Raw genomic sequence first — 16,862 nt, forward strand, 5'->3', positions numbered from 1 at the left:
CTCCACGGCGGAGGTGCGGGGGCTGTCAACGGCGGGCGCGGGCCGTCTGGTTGCGCCGGGTCAGCCACAGGGTGCCCGCCGCGCCCGCGAGCAGCACCGTGCCGCCGAGCGTGCCGAGGGCGATGACCGAGTCGTCGGGGCCGGTCTTGGGGAGCGTGCCGCTGGAGTCGGTGCCCGTACCGGTGTCGCTTCCCGTCGAACCGCTGGATCCCGATGACCCGCCCGCCGCCGTGACGTCCAGGGTGAGGGACGGGCCGGGGCTGTTGGTGGGGGTGCACGTGGTCGTCGTACCGAGGGCCTTGATGGTGAGGATGGCCGCCGTGAACGTGACCTTGCCGCTCGCCTTCGGGGTGTACGTACCGGTCAAGTCATTGATTTTGATGGGGGTGTTGGCGGGGATCGCGGCGGCGTTGGCGGGGCCCGACACGGAGACCGTGCCGCTGTCGGCGCCGCCCAGCTTGATGGTGGCGCTCGGGCTCATCGCGCCCTTGCCGAGTTCGACGGGGCTGGAGGAGACGCCCTTCTGCCAGGACATGGTGAGCTTGTAGCCGCTGCCGCTCTTGACACCCTTGATGTCGATCGGCGAGACGGCGGTCTTGACGCCGATCGGCGTCTGGCACTTGTAGTTGACGTCGACCACGTCGGCCCGGGCTGCGGGGGCGGCCATGAATACCGCCGAGCCGGCCAGGGCCGCGACGGACGCGAGCGCTGCGGTTCGTTTCTGGTACGACACGGTCCCCTCATTCCTGACGGCACATCAGATCGGCCGTCAAGGTACGCCCGGGGTCGTGAGGAAGGAAGGCAAAGCGCACGCCGGAGTTGTGACGATCCGGCGTGCGTCAGTTGTCGGGGAAACGATTTTCTTGTGGGGCCCTCGCCCGTGCTACGTCCGCACTACGCCGGTGCTCCCAGCTCCGCCCACACGGTTTTTCCGGTGACGCCCGGAGTCCGCACGACCCCCCAGTCCAGGCACAGCCGCTGCACGATGAACATGCCGTGGCCGCCGGGGCGGCCCGCGCGGTGCGGGGTTCTGGGGGCGGGCTGGCCGGTACCGCGGTCGGAGACCTCGACCCGGATCACCTTGTTCTCGCAGGTGATCCACATCTCGTCCGGCCCTTCGGCGTGCAGACAGGCGTTGGTGACCAGCTCGGAGACGACCAGAAGCACGTCCTCGGCGGCGGCGCGCCGGTCGGCACTCTCGGCGGGCAGCCAGCCCCAGGCGTACAGGGCCTGGCGGGCGAAGTCGCGGGCGAGCGGGACGACCCCGCTCTCACCCGCGAAGCTGAGTCTGCGGGTGTGCCGGCCCGCGGCCGGTTCGGTGTCGTCCCCGGTGGACGGCACGGAAGCGCCCCCCGCGGGCGCCCCCGTAGCGCCACCGGGCTCCGGGCGGTCGCCCGGCGGGTAGGGCCGGGTGGTGCTCATCAGCGCTTCACCTCACCGATTCACCGGTTCACGAGTCAAGAGTCGGTACGTGTTCAAGGGTCGGTACGTGTTCAACAGTCAGTACGTGGGTCAGGAGCGTTTTCGTCGCTCCGGTTGCCGATGGTTGCCGACGGGTTCAGATGTTCTCCTGCCCTGGCGAACCGGCAAAACACCCCTATTCGTCGGCGAGAGCAGCCTCAAGGGTGTCGTGGACGGTGAAGACCGCATCCGCCCCAGTGATCTCGAACACGCGTGCCACCGCGGGCTTCATCCCCGCGAGGTGCACTCCACCATCTGCGGCTTCCGCCTTCAGGCGCGCGCCGAGCAGTACGTTCAGGCCCGTGGAGTCGCAGAACTCCAGCCGTGAGCAGTCCACGACGAGCCGTGCGTACCCATGGGCGAGCAGGTCCTCCAGCGGCTCGCGCAACAGATCGGCGGTGTGGTGATCCAACTCACCTGCCGGTGTCACGACGGCACTGGGGCCCTGTTTCCGCACCTCGACCAGAAGCCGGCCAGACTGTGCGCTGCCGACCGTCCCGCGGTCCATGCCGTCTCTCTCTCCCGAGGTCGTGGCTGTTGACGTTCGCCCTGGAACACTACGCCTTCCTCACACTCTCCGACACCCGAACAACCGCCCATAAGTGGACATATGGGCACGCAGCGCACTTGCGGCGGGCTCCGGAAAACGGGTAGGGCTAGTAGGGACAAGTTTTTGGACATTCGATACGACCGATTAGACCGGCTATCGATAAACCCGATGACGACCGACCGACACGACCGACACGACCGGCTTTGGAGGCGCCGCACTCCGCAGTGCACGCACCGGCTTCGGCAGCCATATGCCGAGAACGATGGAGGACACCATGTCACCCCGGCTCGACGCATCGCCTACCCCGACAGCGACGTCGACACCCCCACCGGCACAACTGGATCCCAATCCCATCATCGAGGGGCTCCCTGAGATCCCCCCGTACGACGAGATCGGCGCCGTCGACGCACGGGCCCTTTCCAAGACCCTCTTCGAGCGGCTGGAGTCCCTCGAAGAAGGGACGCACGCGTACTCGTACGTCCGCAACACGCTCGTCGAACTCAACCTCGCGCTGGTCAAGTTCGCCGCCTCCCGGTTCCGCTCGCGCAGCGAGCCGATGGAGGACATCATCCAGGTCGGCACCATCGGCCTGATCAAGGCGATCGACCGCTTCGAACTGAGCCGCGGCGTCGAGTTCCCCACCTTCGCGATGCCCACCATCGTCGGTGAGATCAAGCGCTTCTTCCGCGACACCTCGTGGTCCGTGCGCGTCCCGCGCCGGCTGCAGGAACTCCGGCTCGACCTGGCCAAGGCCGGCGACGAACTGGCCCAGCAACTCGACCGCGCCCCCACCGTGGACGAGTTGGCCAAGCGTCTGAAGATCTCCCGCGACGAGGTCGTCGAGGGCATGACGGCGTCAAACGCCTACACCGCCAGCTCACTTGACGCCCAGCCCGAGGAGGACGACTCCGAGGGCGCGCTCGCGGACCGCATCGGCTACGAGGACCACGGGCTCGAAGGCATCGAGTACGTCGAGTCGTTGAAGCCGCTGATCGCCGAACTCCCGCACCGGGACCGGCAGATCCTCTCCCTGCGCTTCGTCGCCAACATGACGCAGTCGGAGATCGGCGACGAACTGGGCATCTCGCAGATGCATGTGTCGCGGCTGCTGTCGCGGACGCTGGTACGACTGCGGAGGGGACTGACGGTCGAGGAGTAGCCCTCGCCCTGTCTCCCCGGGAGCTGGTCTCCCCTGCCTGTGCTGAGCGCGGCGCGCGTATGCGTGCGCCGCGCTCAGGCCGTTGACGGGCTCAGGCCGTTGACGGGCTCCGAACTCTTCGAACCCTTCGGTCTCTGTCGAAGGCCGCCGAAACAGGCCCGGTTTCCGGTGCGCGGTGATAGGACGGGGACCGGCTCTCCGGACCGGACAGCAGCCGTAGCGCAGGCCGAACGACGCACCAGGGAACGGGAGTCGGGCATGACGGCACAGAACATCGACGAAGTGGTGGACGGGCTCGCCGAGATCGTGCGGGAGGCGACCCGCACCGGCGACCGGATCGGGTACTTCGCGGCGCTCTACCGGCAGGTGACCGTCGAGATCCGTGCGGCCATCCACGAGGGGCGGTTCGAGGACGGCGCCCGGATGGACCGCTTCGACACGCTCTTCGGCAACCGCTACTTCGAGGCCCACGACGCTTGGCGCCGTAACCGGGGCGGACCGCGCTGCTGGCGCGAGACCTTCGGGCTGCTGGACGACACCGACACCGTCATCGTCCAGCACCTGATCCTCGGCGTGAACGCGCACATCAACCTGGACCTGGCCGTGGCCGCCGCGCGGACGAGCCCCGGCGCGGACATCCACGCCCTGCAGCACGACTACCTGCTGATCAACGACATCCTGGCGCGGGTGGTGCTGGCGGTGCAGGACTCGGTCGACGCCCTGTCGCCGCTCCTGTCCCTGCTGGACCGGGTCGGCGGGCGCACCGACGAACAGATCCTCGACTTCAGCATCGTCCAGTCCCGCCAGGAGGCGTGGCACAACACCGTCCTGCTCGCCGGCCAGGCCGAGGAGGAACGCGAGGCCACCATCGACCGCCTCGACATCCGAGCCGCCGTACTCGCCCGGCTGATCGCCCGCCCGGGCGCCCTGGTCCGCCCGGCCCTGGAGCTGATCCGCCACACCGAGAGCGACGACGTGGCGGCTGTCATCGCGCACCTGGACAGCGCGACGCAGAAGACGGGGTAGGGGCCGGCGAATCGCCCGCCCGCCCCAGGAAGGACTGCGTTCAAAGCAGAACGACCGGATTGGTCAGAGCCGCCATGTCCCCTCCAGGATGCCGCACCTCTACCCGGACGAACGCCGACTCCGCCGCGCCGGTACGCCACTCCACCGTGCCCGCACCCGCGCCCGGCAGCGAAGCCGCGTGGACCTTCCCCCGCCCGGTGTGAAAACTGACCACCCCCGAAGGCACACCGCGCACGCCCACCCGAGCCGCCACCGGTTCATCGCGGCACTCCAACTGCCCACCGACACCCGCTCGTTGAGCACCCGCAGAGACCTCGAACGACAACTCGACAGCGGCCGATCCGGCGATCCAACTCCGCCCGGCACGAATTCCGGCGAGCACCGCGCCCGTGCTCAACTCCCCGGCCCGCACAACAGTGTGCGGAACACCGATCTGGCCCGACAGATGAGCGTCACTGTTTCCCATCGCCGGCCGCCACCCGCCCTGCCGGATGTCCTCACCGAGCCCCCGCCCCCACTCGGCCAACGCCGCCTCGTTGTCCGCCTGCCAGGGCAGGTCCGAGCTCCACGGCCCGTTCCACACCTCCACCACGTCGAACCCCTGGTACGGATACAGGAACGTGCCCGAGTCGTACGGCGCGTGCGGATGGGCCACCACGCACAGCCCACCGCCCCGATGGACCTCGGCCAGCCACCGGTCGACGACCTCGTCCCGCACGCCGTACCGCCAGTCGACCACCTGCCCGTACCGGACACCCAGCGCGAGCCAGTGCCCGGTACGGGTGGTGACCTCCTGCCCCAGAACCACCAGCAGATCGTCACCGGCACAGCGACCCCAAGTACCGTGCGTGTCCGCGTTGTTGTGCTCGGTGGCCGCCAGAAAATCCAGGCCCGCCGCACGGGCCTCGTCGGCGAGACGCTCCGGTGTCAGCTCACCGCCGTTCGAGGACACCGAGTGCACGTGACAGTCGCCTCGGTACCAGCCGTCCTCCCGACCGGCCACTCGCACCGCCCGCACCGCACTCGGCATCTTCACTCCTCAAAAGCCGCCCGATCACGCGGCGTCCAGCGCTCCCGTGATCTTGCGGATCATCTCGGTCATGACAGGCCCGGGCTCGCCCTTGACGGCCCGGACGGACTCTTCCACGGCAAGGGTGACGGTGGTGCGGAAGTTGTCGGCCTCGGCCGGGTCCTGTCGACCGAGCAGACGCATGGTTGCCGTCAGGGCCGGAAGGACCTGGTCGGCGAGTTCGGCCACGGACCTGCCGTTCAGGCCCTCGATCTTCGACTTCTCGGCGAGTACGTAGCCGACCTGACCGGTCGCGGAGGTCAGCGCGATGCTGCCGCGGGTGGCGATCCGGTGCGGCGAGCCGGCCGTACCGGCCGCCGCCATGAGCGACACGGCGCCGTACGCGGCGGTCCGCAGGGTGGCCTTGTCCTGGTCGGCGAGGGTGAGGGTGTAGGTGTGGGTGATAGCCATGGTGGTGTGCTCCTTGGAGTGGGCGGGCCTTCCTTCTGGCCTTCCGCCTTCTGGAACAGAGCTTGCGCCCGGCCGGTTTCACGACGGCCTCATCGCGCTTTCAGCGCACACACGGAGCACGGGAAAACGTGTACCGCCGCGGATGACGGGCGCCTAGCCTGTGGGCCATGCATCAGGGTCGACGGCGCAACCGGCGTCCAGCCCAGCACACGGAAGCGGCCCAGCACCAGCCTCCCGCTTTCGTGGTCGCGGGTGCCGATGTGGTGATCGTCGGCTTCTTCTCGGGCAGGCAGAAGGACTGCGCCGCGCTGATGGACTCGGCGGCACGGGAGATGGAGCTACGCGGTGCGCGGGTCGTGGGCCGGATCGTGCAACGGCGCGGCGTCTCGGACGGCGGTGCGCGGAAGATGGCGCTGCCCTATTCCGGACGGACTCTTCTGACCTACGGGAAGGTCCGTGAAGCAGCGCTGCTCTGTGAGCGGACCGCCGCCGAAGCGGCGGTCTTCGTGACTCCTCTGACGCCTCGTCAGCGCCGTGTGCTGACCGGCATGCTCGGCTGCCCCGCCGTAAGTCTCGCCGACACCCCGGCAGTTGACTGAGGTCGGCTCACTCCACGGTCACCGACTTCGCCAGGTTCCGCGGCTGGTCCACCTCGTTGCCCCGAGCCGTGGCCAGCTCGCAGGCGAACACCTGCAACGGCACCGTGGCGACCAGGGGTTGCAGCAGCGTCGGCGTGACGGGGATCCGGATCAGGTGGTCGGCGTACGGCACGACCGTCTCGTCGCCCTCCTCCGCGATCACGATGGTCATCGCACCCCGCGCCCGGATCTCCTGGATGTTGGACACGATCTTGTCGTGCAGAACCGACCGCCCCCGCGGCGACGGAACCACGACGACGACCGGCATGCCCTCCTCGATCAGCGCGATCGGCCCGTGCTTCAACTCCCCCGCGGCGAAGCCCTCGGCGTGCATGTACGCCAACTCCTTGAGTTTCAGGGCGCCTTCGAGAGCGACGGGATAGCCGACGTGGCGTCCCAGGAAGAGCACGGTGTTCTTGGAAGCCACCGACCGGGCCAACTCCCGTACCGGCTCCATGGTTTCCAGCACCCGTTCGACCTCGCCGGAGATCTGCGAGAGGTCGCGGATGACGGCCTGGATCTCGTCGCCCCACTTGGTGCCCCGCACCTGACCGAGATACAGCGCGACCAGGTAGCACGCCACGAGCTGCGTCAGAAACGCCTTCGTCGACGCTACGGCGACCTCCGGCCCGGCATGCGTGTACAGCACCGCGTCCGACTCCCGCGGAATCGTCGACCCGTTGGTGTTGCAGATGGCCAGCACCTTCGAACCCTGCTCACGGGCGTGCCGCAGCGCCATCAGCGTGTCCATCGTCTCGCCGGACTGGGAGATGGCGATCACCAGGGACCGCGCGCCCAGGATCGGATCCCGGTACCGGAACTCGCTCGCCAGCTCCACCTCGCACGGGATACGCGTCCAGTGCTCGATGGCGTACTTGGCGATCATCCCGGCGTGGAAGGCCGTACCGCAGGCGACGATGACGACCTTGTCGATCTCCCTCAACTCATGGACGGGGATGCGGACTTCGTCCAGAGTCAGCAGTCCCTCCACATCGATCCGCCCCAGCAAGGTGTCGGCGACCGCCTTCGGCTGCTCGGCGATCTCCTTGAGCATGAAGTAGTCGTAGCCGCCCTTCTCGGCGGCGGAGGCGTCCCAGTCGACGTGGTAGGAGCGGACCTCGGCCGGAGCGCCGTCGAAACCGGTGACCGTCACGCCGTCGCGGCGCAGCTCGACCACCTGGTCCTGGCCCAGTTCGATCGCGGAGCGCGTGTGGGCGATGAACGCGGCGACGTCGGAGGCGAGGAAGGCCTCGCCCTCGCCGACGCCGACCACGAGCGGTGAGTTGCGGCGCGCGCCGACGACCACGTCCGGCTCGTCCGCGTGTACGGCGACCAGCGTGAACGCGCCCTCCAGACGCAGGCACACCTGCCGCATCGCCTCCGCGAGGTCCGCGCACGCCGAGAACTCCTCGGCCAGCAGATGCGCGACCACCTCGGTGTCCGTGTCGGAGGCGAGATCGTGCCCGCGCTCGGTCAACTCGGCCCGCAGACAGGCGAAGTTCTCGATGATGCCGTTGTGGACGACGGCGACCCGGCCCGCGTTGTCCAGGTGCGGGTGGGCGTTGGCGTCCGTCGGGCCGCCGTGTGTGGCCCAGCGGGTGTGTCCGATGCCCGTCGCGCCCGCCGGCAGCGGGCGGTCGACGAGTTCCTTCTCCAGATTGACGAGTTTCCCGGCCTTCTTGGCCGCCGCCAGCCCGCCGTCCGCGAGCACGGCGACGCCCGCCGAGTCGTAACCCCGGTACTCCAGCCGCTTCAGTCCGGCCATCACCACATCAAGCGCCGACTGCGACCCCACGTATCCCACGATTCCGCACATGCGCGGCAGCCTAGGCGCCGAGGCCCGCCCGAACACGGCACTTCGTGCCCGATTCCGGAAATTCCGGCCATGTTCGAGAACCGTGAACACAGGAGAATGGAACCCATGACGAGACAGCGCGAACGGTACTTCGAGCTCTACGAGGACGACTTCGGGCTCAGCGCGCTCACTGGGAGGCTGGCCTCGGCCACCGCACCCGACGCCGTACGGGCGCTGGAGCTCGCCGCGGAGGTGGCCGGTGACTGCGAAGGCGAAGGCGCCGTGGAACTCGGTGTGGACCTCCGCTGCCTGCTGGACTCCGGTCTGCCGGACGGGACACTCCGCGCGGCCTGGCTCGCGGCCACGCACGAACGCTTCGACCCGGCGGACTTCGGGACGGACCTCCGGACGTGGCTGACCGGGCTCGCGGACCTGTACCCGGCCCGGACCCGCAGGAGGCGCCAGGTGTACTGGCTGGAGCGTCCACACCCCGAACTCGCGGAAGAAGAACTCCGCGAAGCCGTCATCACAGAGATACGAGCCTCCACTTCTGCCCCCACCTCTGCCTCCTTGCCCGCGACGGTTGCGGAGGCCCTGCAGGACATCGTCGGGGAAGCCGACGGGGAGCTCGGGTTCCGCCTCCTTCTCCGCATCCTGAAGGCGTGGAACGTACCGGTCGGCAAAGAGCAGTACGACCGCCTCATGGAACTCGACGCGAAACTCGGCTACCCGGGACCGCTGGTCTACGACGGCCTCGACATCCAGTGGCTGCCCCTCGACCCGACCCGGCGCGACGGCTCGGGAGACTTCGGCATCTCGGCACTGTCGGAGCGCTTCTCCGGCGACTGGTGGCAGCCCCCGGCACGGGAGGGTGTGGAGCAGGCCGCGGCGGGCGACGACACCGCGCAGACCCCGGGCACCGCGGCGGCGCTGCTGTACGAGGACGCCTCCCGTCTCCTTGCCTCCCCCCTCACCACCGACACCGTCACCACCCTGTGGCTGGCCGCCTCGGGCCGGGGCCTCAACATCGACGTGCTCGGCATCGACGGACGGGACTGGCTCCGACTGATCGCGGACGTGAGCGAGAAACGCCTGAGGGACATCGCCCCGTCGTACACGCCCGTCGTAGGACCGGTAAGGACCGAGTTGGCACCCCCGGTGCTGGAGGTGATCCGCGAGGCGAGCCCATACCTGGCGACGCGTACCGTCAGCGCCCACTGGCTCGGCATCCCGGGCCCGGCCGCGGTCGCCGCCCTGGAGGAGACAGTCACCCACGCCGACCCCGACCTCGGATACCGTCTGTTCCTCCGCCTGCTCAAGGTGCTGTCCGTACCGCTCACCGCGCACCAGTACGCCGGCTACCGGGCACTGGGCGAGCGGTTCGGCTATGGCGAGGACCACGTGCCGTGGGCCGTCGATCACCTTGCCCCTGCGAACTGACCCGAAGGACACCCGGAGAGTGAGCAACGCTGTTCCCGAGTACGGCTTCACCCGCGCGCCCGACGAGGTCCTCGCCGTCCGGAACCAGCTGGCCGACCGGGTGATCCAGGCGCTCCAGCAGGCCGGTCTCCCCGCCTTCCGCGACGGAGCCCCCTCGACAGCGGACCGGTCAGGAGCCGTGGTCCATGTCGACCCCGACGCCGAGACGGTTTCGGCACCGGTGTCCGTGGGCTGGAGATGCGACCCCGCGATGGTCGAAGCGGCTGTCGACAGCCTCACCGCCGGCCACCCCACCGCACCCGCCGTCCGCTACCCCGGAACGATCGGCCTGCACATGCGGGGCGCGCTGATCAAGATCCTGCTGTCGTCGGGGCTCATCGCGACGCCGGAGAACGACACCACGAACCCCGACCACGTCCTGGTGTTCGGGACGATGTCCGACCTGCCGCCCGCGCTGAGACCCACATTCATTCCGGAGGGCCCATGACCGACCACCCCGGATTCGACCTGCCCCCGAAAGCCTCACCGGAGATCGTCGAGGAGCGCCAGGCGCTGGCCGGGCGAGTCTGCCGGGAACTGCGACTCGTCGGTTTTCCCGTGCGCCGGCCTGATCTGACCGACGATCCGGACGTCCTGCCCGGCATCGGCGTGTACGTAACGCCGTTCGTCGACGGCGGGGTGTACGCGAACTGGCGCACGGACGCGGAGCTGAGTGGTCCCGCGCTCGCTCTCTTCGCGCAGGGGATCGACTACGACAACCCGCCCCCGGTCCTCCGCCACTACAACACGGTGCACAACCAGATGCGGACCGCCCTCATGGCGATCCTCGCCTCGGCGGGATTCGACGTCGAGGAACCGGACAGGCACACGTCCGGATTCATGATCATGGTGACGGGCCCATGACGCCTCTCGAAGCGAGCCGCCAGGTCATCGCCCTGGTCCGCGCCAACAAGGACGACGCACAGCACTACGACGGCTGCTTCCCCGACCTCATCGCCCGTGCCGAGCGCGAGATGGGCCTGACGTTCCCGCCGTCGTACCGTCTGCTGATCGAGGAGTTCGGCACCTGGGATGTCCCGCCCACCGAGTTCCTCGGCGTGTGGCGGAACGAACGCGCCGGGGACGTACTCCGGGGCTCCTCGGACGAGACCCTTGGCGCCCGGACCATCGGCCTGCGGCCGGAGCTGATGGTGGTCCTGCTCGACGACGTGTGGATGTTCGCCGTCCTCGACACCTCCCGCCCCGACCAGGACGGCGAGTACCCCGTCCTCACCTGGAACCCGGGAGTCCCCGACGGCGGGCTCATGGAGAAGATCGCGGACAGCTACGGAGAGTTCGCACTCGCCGAGTGCCGGCGGAACCTGGGCCTGCCCACGTGACGCACCCCACCCACCACCCCGTTCAAACTCCGTTAACAATGGACTGGTGATCTCTCCGGTCTCCCCGATGCCCCGGAGCGCCCACCGGCACAAGCCGGAGGCGACTCCCTACGTCGACCTCACCCGAGCCGAGTGGAGCGCGCTGCGCGACAAGACGCCGCTGCCGCTCACCGCCGACGAGGTCGAGAAGCTGCGCGGCCTCGGTGATGTCATCGACCTCGACGAGGTGCGGGACATCTACCTCCCGCTGTCCAGACTCCTCAACCTCTACGTCGGCGCCACGGACGGCCTGAGAAACGCGCTGAACACCTTCCTGGGCGAACAGGGCTCCCAGTCCGGCACCCCGTTCGTCATAGGCGTCGCCGGCTCCGTGGCCGTAGGGAAGTCGACCGTCGCGCGCCTCCTCCAGGCGCTGCTCTCCCGCTGGCCCGAGCACCCGCGCGTCGAGCTGGTCACCACCGACGGGTTCCTGCTGCCCACACGGGAGCTGCAGGCGCGCGGGCTGATGTCGCGGAAGGGCTTCCCGGAGTCGTACGACCGCCGCGCGCTCACCCGCTTCGTCGCCGACATCAAGGCGGGCAAGGACGAGGTCACCGCACCCGTCTACTCCCACCTGATCTACGACATCGTCCCCGACCAGCGGCTCACGGTCCGGCGGCCCGACATCCTGATCGTGGAGGGGCTCAACGTGCTGCAGCCCGCGCTCCCCGGCAAGGACGGACGTACCCGTGTCGGGCTCGCCGACTACTTCGACTTCAGCGTGTACGTCGACGCGAGCGCCGAGGACATCGAGCGCTGGTATCTGAACCGGTTCCGCAAGCTGCGCGCGACCGCGTTCCAGAACCCGGACTCGTACTTCCGCAAGTACACCCAGGTCTCCGAGGACGAGGCCGTCGACTACGCCCGCACCCTCTGGCGCACCATCAACAAGCCCAACCTGGTGGAGAACATCGCCCCCACCCGGGGCCGCGCCACCCTCGTCATCCGCAAGGGCACCGACCACAAGGTGCGGCGGCTCAGCCTGCGGAAGCTGTAGAGCGGCCTGATAGAAGTGCGTCATGCTGCACCTGCGCCTGATCACCCCTGCCGACCGGACCGACGACGTCGTCCGGCTGATCGAGACGACCGTCGGCACCACGCACCTCGTCGTCCTGCCCGGCGCCGCCCGCAACCCGGCCGGCGATGTCGTCATGTGCGACGTCGCCCGCGAGGCCGGTGACGAACTCATCGGCGCGCTACGGGAGTTGGGCGTCGACCGGACCGGCTCGATCGCCGTCGAGAACATCGACCTGTCGCTGTCGAAGCGGGCCGACAAGGCCGAGGACGACGCGCCCGGCGAGGGTGCCGATGCCGTGCTGTGGGAGCATCTCGCCGATGCGACGCACGAGGAGTCGACGCTCACCGTCACCTACGTCGCGTTCCTGACCGTCGCCACGATGCTCGCGGCCTGCGGTGTGATGCTGGACAACGCGATCCTGATCGTGGGCGCGATGGCCGTGGGGCCGGAGTTCGGGCCGCTCGCGGGGATCTCCACGGCGCTGGTGCGGAAGGCTCCGCACCTGGTGTGGCGGTCGCTGTGGGCGCTGCTCGCCGGGTTCGCGGCGGCCATGGTGCTGACGGCGGGCTTCAGTTGGCTGATGGACGTCTTCGGGCTGTTCGACCGGTCGATGATCGACGGGCCCCGGCCCAACACGGCCTTCATCTGGAATCCCGACTGGATGTCCTTCGTCGTCGCCTTCCTGGCCGGCATCGCGGGCACCCTGTCCCTCACGTCCGCGAAGTCGGGTGCCCTGATCGGCGTGGCGATCTCGGTGACGACGGTTCCGGCCGCCGCGAACGCCGCCGTCGCCCTCAACTACACGGACTACTCCCAGACTTGGGGCTCCACCTGGCAGCTCCTCGCCAACCTCGGCGGCATCGTGCTGGCCGGCACGCTCACGCTGCTCGCCCAGAAGACGTTCTGGACCTGGCAGCGCAAGCGCACCCCCGAACCGGCTTAACCCAGCGCCGACTTCACGGCATCCGCCAATCGCCCCGCCACCGACCGCGCCTGGTCGATGTCGGCGGCCTCCACCATCACCCGTACCAGCGGCTCGGTACCGGACGGACGCAGCAACACCCGCCCGGTGGAGCCGAGTTCGCGCTCCGCCTCGGCGACGGCCGCCGCGAGGTCGGCGGAGGTGCCGACCCTCGTGCGGTCCACGTCGGGCACATTGATGAGCACTTGCGGCAGCCGCGTCATCACGGACGCGAGGTCCTTGAGCGTACGGCCGGTGTCGGCGACCCGTGCCGCCAGCATCAGGCCGGTCAGCGTGCCGTCGCCGGTGGTCGCGTGGTCCAGGATGATGACGTGCCCGGACTGCTCGCCGCCCAGCGCGTAGCCGTGCTCCTTCATCTCCTCCAGGACGTAGCGGTCGCCGACCGCGGTCTGGACGAGCGTCAGGCCCTCGCGTTCCATGGCCAGTTTGAAGCCGAGGTTCGACATGACGGTCGCGACGACGGTGTCGGAGCGCAGTGCGGAACGCTCCCGCATCGCCAGCGCGAGTACGGCCATGATCTGGTCCCCGTCGACCTCTTCACCGGTGTGGTCCACGGCAAGGCAGCGGTCGGCGTCCCCGTCGTGCGCGATGCCGAAGTCGGCGCCGTGCTCGACGACGGCGGCCTTGAGCAGCCCCAGGTGGGTGGAGCCGCAGCCGTCGTTGATGTTGAGCCCGTTGGGGTCGGTGCCGATGGTGATGATCTCGGCGCCGGCCCGGGAGAAGGCCTCCGGGGAGACGCGGGCGGCGGCGCCGTGCGCCTCGTCGAGGACGATCTTCAGCCCGTCGAGCCGGTTCGGGAGCACGCCGATGAGGTGGGCGACGTACTGGTCGAAGCCTTCGTTGTAGTGCCGGACGCGGCCGACGCCGGAGCCGGTCGGGCGGTCCCAGGGGGCGCCGGTGCGGTGCTCCTCGTAGACCTTCTCGATCCGGTCCTCCAGCTCGTCGTCGAGCTTGTGCCCGCCGCGCGCGAGGAACTTCAGGCCGTTGTCGGGCATGGCGTTGTGGCTCGCGGAGAGCACCACACCGAGGTCGGCGCCCAGCACACCGGTGAGATACGCCACCGCGGGGGTGGGCAGCACACCGACGAGCAGTACGTCCACTCCCGAGCTGGCCAGGCCGGCGACCACGGCGGCCTCCAGGAACTCCCCGGACGCGCGCGGGTCCCGCCCGACCACGGCCGTTGCCCGGTGGCCTTCGAAGGTGCCCGCCTCGGCGAGCACATGCGCCGCCGCGACGGAGAGGCCGAGGGTCAGCTCGGCCGTCAGATCCGCGTTGGCGACACCGCGCACGCCGTCCGTGCCGAAGAGTCGTCCCACTTGTCCTCCTGAGGAAGGCGAAAGTTCTGCAGGGCGAGAGTCCTGCATCCAGGCATACGATGCCTGTTCATCCGATCACACAAGCCTTTGAGCGCCTTGTGCCGTTATACGCCCCCGGCTGTGATAAACGAACGCCCCGGCGGCACGAGTGGCGTGCCGCCGGGGCGTTCGGAGTACAGACAACCAGCGCGATTTAGCGCTTGCTGTACTGCGGAGCCTTGCGGGCCTTCTTGAGACCGGCCTTCTTGCGCTCGACCGCACGGTCGTCGCGACGGAGGTAACCGGCCTTCTTGAGGGCGGCGCGGTTGTTGTCCACGTCGGCCTCGTTCAGCGCGCGGGCCACGCCGAGGCGCAGGGCACCGGCCTGACCGGAGACGCCGCCACCCGAGATGCGGGCGATGACGTCGTAGCGGCCGTCGAGTTCGAGCACCTTGAAGGGCTCGTTGACTTCCTGCTGGTGGACCTTGTTCGGGAAGTAGTCCTCAAGCGTGCGCCCGTTGACCTTCCACTTGCCGGTGCCGGGCACGATGCGAACGCGCGCGATGGCGTTCTTGCGGCGGCCCAGGCCGGCGGCCGGCTGCGGGTCGCCGAAGCGGCCGGCGAGCGACTCCGAGGTGTACTCGCCCTCGACGGGCACCTCGGACTCGGTGGTGTAGCTCTCGATGTCGACGAGCTCGGTCTCGGTCTCTTCGACCGGCTGCTCAACGGTGGTCTCGGCCACGGTTCTCCTCAGATTCTTTTCTGTTTGGGGGTGTGGCCGGAACTACTGCGCGACCTGGGTGATCTCGAACGGCACCGGCTGCTGGGCAGCGTGCGGGTGCTGGTCGCCCGAGTAGACCTTCAGCTTGCTGATCATCTGACGGCCCAGGGTATTCTTGGGGATCATGCCCTTGATGGCCTTCTCGACGGCCTTCTCGGGGTTCTTCGCCAGCAGCTCGTCGTAGCGGACGGAGCGCAGACCACCCGGGTAGCCGGAGTGGCGGTACGCCAGCTTCTGGGTCTTCTTGTTGCCGGACAGGTGAACCTTGTCGGCGTTGATGATGATGACGAAGTCGCCCATGTCCATGTGCGGGGCATAGGTCGGCTTGTGCTTGCCACGGAGGAGGTTCGCGGCAGTGGTAGCCAGACGGCCCAGGACGATGTCCTGAGCGTCAATGACGTGCCACTGGCGAGTCACATCGCCGGGCTTGGGGCTGTACGTACGCACTTCGCAGCCTTCTTCTTCAGTGGATGGGTGCTGACACATGGCATCACTGAAGCGATCGTGCAGCTGGGGACGACAATGGCCGGGGACGATGCCCGTATGCCGCCCACTGGTAACTGCTCCAGGGAACCTACGTAAGGGCCTCTCGCCTGAGAACGACCAAGCCGATACGCATAACAAACCGTAAGAGTACCCGCGCCGCCCCGGACGGGTCAAAACGCGGTCGGCGTGACCGGAACAGGCGCGGAAAGCAACGGTGAAAATACTTACCGTGACCACCCCCAACGTCAGTTGCTCCGGGGCTCATTGAGACGCACGTGCACGGCCGTTGCCCCGTCTAGGATGCGACCCATGAGCTTTGGGCAGGGGGGACCCCAGTCCCAGTGGGATCCCTGGAAACCGCAATCGCAGCAGCCGTGGGGCGGCAACGTCGACGACGAGACCCCGGACTGGGCCGCGCTCGCCGACCGGGCGGAGACACGCAACCGGCGCAAGAGAGTGCTGCTCATAGGCGGCGGCGCGCTCGCGACGATAGCCGTCGGGACGGCCGTCGCGATGGCCGTGATGTCGGCGAACGGCGACGACACCGCGTCCGGTAAGCCGACGAACCTGCCCGCGAGCGGGTCCCTGCCGAGCGTCGGCGCCACCTCGCCGTCCTTCGCGCCGACCAGTGCGCCGCCGCCGCTGGACCCGAAGGAGTTCATCTCCAGCAAGGCCAAGGACACCGCGCCGCTCAGCGCGGAACTCCTGTTCCCCGGCACGCAGTTGACCATGGGCTCGACGGTGTACAAGAAGGGCCCGACGGCCGACACCACGAACTGTGTCTCGGCTGCCCAGTCGACCCTCCCGAAGGTCCTCACGGCCAACGACTGCACCCGTCTGATGCGCGTCACCTACACCAAGGGCAATGTCGCGGTGACGGTCGGCGTGGCCGTCTTCGACTCCGAGGCCCAGGCGACGAAGGTCAAGACCCAGGCGGACAAGAAGGCCATCATCCGCTCGCTGTCCGGCAAGGGCGTCAAGCCGTTCTGCGACGGCGCGGTGTGCCGTACGACCACCAACTCCTACGGCCGCTACGCCTACTTCACGATCGCCGGTTTCACCAACGGCACGGACGTGACGACGAAGGACACCCAGGTCTTCACCATCGGCGACGACCTGGCCGAGTTCGCGTTCCGCCAGATCGGCCGACGCGGCGAGGCACAGGCCTCGGCGGCGGCGCAGAACTAGGGCCTGTCGTCTGGATCAGGCCGGCCTGGCTCACGGTGCCTTGTCGACCGACCCGAGCGGGGCGTAGTGCGTGCAGCTGCAAGGCGGAGGAGGGCGGCGACGCGATGGGGGTCCCCCCGCGCGAGGTGGTTCGAGCGTGGGGGAG

Annotated in this window: 19 protein-coding genes; 10 read left to right on the plus strand and 9 right to left on the minus strand. The window is 68.8% G+C overall.

The window, feature by feature from the left end:
• Positions 1–25 precede the first annotated feature (25 nt).
• The 3 genes from R6V09_RS05480 to R6V09_RS05490 form a co-directional block, all read right to left on the minus strand.
• Positions 26–733 (minus strand): LPXTG cell wall anchor domain-containing protein, encoded by a 708-nt coding sequence (locus R6V09_RS05480; RefSeq protein ID WP_317880191.1) that lies wholly within the window; start codon positions 731–733, stop codon positions 26–28.
• Positions 734–894: 161 nt separating this feature from the next.
• Entirely contained in the window at positions 895–1,422 is a 528-nt protein-coding gene (locus R6V09_RS05485; protein ID WP_317880192.1) for an ATP-binding protein, read from the minus strand.
• 175 nt (positions 1,423–1,597) lie between these two features.
• Positions 1,598–1,969, minus strand: coding sequence for an STAS domain-containing protein (locus R6V09_RS05490; protein ID WP_317880193.1), 372 nt, complete (start codon positions 1,967–1,969; stop codon positions 1,598–1,600).
• A gap of 316 nt (positions 1,970–2,285) precedes the next feature.
• Between R6V09_RS05490 and R6V09_RS05495 the strand changes: the two genes are divergently transcribed.
• Positions 2,286–3,170 carry an RNA polymerase sigma factor SigF gene (locus R6V09_RS05495; RefSeq protein WP_317880219.1) on the plus strand — a complete coding sequence of 295 codons (885 nt, stop codon included), beginning with the start codon at positions 2,286–2,288 and terminating at the stop codon, positions 3,168–3,170.
• A 258-nt stretch (positions 3,171–3,428) separates the two neighbouring features.
• Entirely contained in the window at positions 3,429–4,196 is a 768-nt protein-coding gene (locus R6V09_RS05500) for a DUF5995 family protein (RefSeq protein WP_317880194.1), read from the plus strand.
• A 40-nt stretch (positions 4,197–4,236) separates the two neighbouring features.
• Here R6V09_RS05500 and R6V09_RS05505 read toward each other — a convergent pair whose 3' ends face one another.
• Positions 4,237–5,226, minus strand: a complete 990-nt coding sequence (locus tag R6V09_RS05505) for a CehA/McbA family metallohydrolase (RefSeq protein WP_317880195.1) — start codon at positions 5,224–5,226, stop codon at positions 4,237–4,239.
• Between the two features lie 24 nt (positions 5,227–5,250).
• Positions 5,251–5,676, minus strand: a complete 426-nt coding sequence (locus tag R6V09_RS05510) for a hypothetical protein (RefSeq protein ID WP_317880196.1) — start codon at positions 5,674–5,676, stop codon at positions 5,251–5,253.
• Between the two features lie 167 nt (positions 5,677–5,843).
• Here R6V09_RS05510 and R6V09_RS05515 point away from each other — a divergent pair, with 167 nt between their 5' ends.
• Positions 5,844–6,275, plus strand: coding sequence for a hypothetical protein (locus R6V09_RS05515; RefSeq protein WP_317880197.1), 432 nt, complete (start codon positions 5,844–5,846; stop codon positions 6,273–6,275).
• Positions 6,276–6,282: 7 nt separating this feature from the next.
• Here R6V09_RS05515 and glmS read toward each other — a convergent pair whose 3' ends face one another.
• On the minus strand, positions 6,283–8,130 hold the full coding sequence (gene glmS, locus R6V09_RS05520; RefSeq protein WP_317880198.1) for a glutamine--fructose-6-phosphate transaminase (isomerizing): 1,848 nt from the start codon (positions 8,128–8,130) through the stop codon (positions 6,283–6,285).
• Between the two features lie 105 nt (positions 8,131–8,235).
• Between glmS and R6V09_RS05525 the strand changes: the two genes are divergently transcribed.
• The 6 genes from R6V09_RS05525 (at position 8,236) to R6V09_RS05550 (ending at position 12,928) form a co-directional block, all read left to right on the plus strand.
• The gene (locus tag R6V09_RS05525) at positions 8,236–9,549 is read left to right on the plus strand and encodes a hypothetical protein (RefSeq protein WP_317880199.1); all 1,314 of its coding nucleotides are present in this window, start codon (positions 8,236–8,238) and stop codon (positions 9,547–9,549) included.
• Between the two features lie 19 nt (positions 9,550–9,568).
• Positions 9,569–10,036 (plus strand): hypothetical protein, encoded by a 468-nt coding sequence (locus R6V09_RS05530; RefSeq protein ID WP_317880200.1) that lies wholly within the window; start codon positions 9,569–9,571, stop codon positions 10,034–10,036.
• Positions 10,033–10,452, plus strand: a complete 420-nt coding sequence (locus tag R6V09_RS05535; protein WP_317880201.1) for a hypothetical protein — start codon at positions 10,033–10,035, stop codon at positions 10,450–10,452. Before R6V09_RS05530 ends, R6V09_RS05535 begins: the two co-directional genes overlap by 4 nt.
• Positions 10,449–10,928: an SMI1/KNR4 family protein gene (locus R6V09_RS05540; protein ID WP_317880202.1), complete on the plus strand. Its 480-nt coding sequence runs from the start codon at positions 10,449–10,451 to the stop codon at positions 10,926–10,928. The genes R6V09_RS05535 and R6V09_RS05540 overlap by 4 nt, the downstream gene beginning before the upstream one ends.
• Before the next feature lie 67 nt (positions 10,929–10,995).
• On the plus strand, positions 10,996–11,964 hold the full coding sequence (gene coaA / locus R6V09_RS05545; protein ID WP_317880220.1) for a type I pantothenate kinase: 969 nt from the start codon (positions 10,996–10,998) through the stop codon (positions 11,962–11,964).
• Positions 11,965–11,986: 22 nt separating this feature from the next.
• Positions 11,987–12,928 (plus strand): DUF389 domain-containing protein, encoded by a 942-nt coding sequence (locus tag R6V09_RS05550; RefSeq protein ID WP_317880203.1) that lies wholly within the window; start codon positions 11,987–11,989, stop codon positions 12,926–12,928.
• Here R6V09_RS05550 and glmM read toward each other — a convergent pair.
• From glmM to rplM, 3 genes are all read right to left on the minus strand, one after another.
• Complete coding sequence (gene glmM / locus R6V09_RS05555; RefSeq protein WP_317880204.1) at positions 12,925–14,283, minus strand: phosphoglucosamine mutase; 1,359 nt, start codon at positions 14,281–14,283, stop codon at positions 12,925–12,927. The genes R6V09_RS05550 and glmM overlap by 4 nt on opposite strands.
• A gap of 193 nt (positions 14,284–14,476) precedes the next feature.
• Complete coding sequence (rpsI, locus tag R6V09_RS05560) at positions 14,477–15,004, minus strand: 30S ribosomal protein S9 (protein WP_043676862.1); 528 nt, start codon at positions 15,002–15,004, stop codon at positions 14,477–14,479.
• A gap of 42 nt (positions 15,005–15,046) precedes the next feature.
• Positions 15,047–15,490, minus strand: coding sequence for a 50S ribosomal protein L13 (gene rplM, locus R6V09_RS05565; RefSeq protein WP_013001400.1), 444 nt, complete (start codon positions 15,488–15,490; stop codon positions 15,047–15,049).
• Between the two features lie 348 nt (positions 15,491–15,838).
• On the opposite strand from rplM, the gene R6V09_RS05570 reads away from it, so the two are divergent.
• Positions 15,839–16,717 carry a hypothetical protein gene (locus tag R6V09_RS05570; protein ID WP_317880205.1) on the plus strand — a complete coding sequence of 293 codons (879 nt, stop codon included), beginning with the start codon at positions 15,839–15,841 and terminating at the stop codon, positions 16,715–16,717.
• Positions 16,718–16,862 lie beyond the last annotated feature (145 nt).

It is taken from the genome of Streptomyces sp. W16, assembly GCF_033194735.1.
GTDB lineage: Bacteria > Actinomycetota > Actinomycetes > Streptomycetales > Streptomycetaceae > Streptomyces.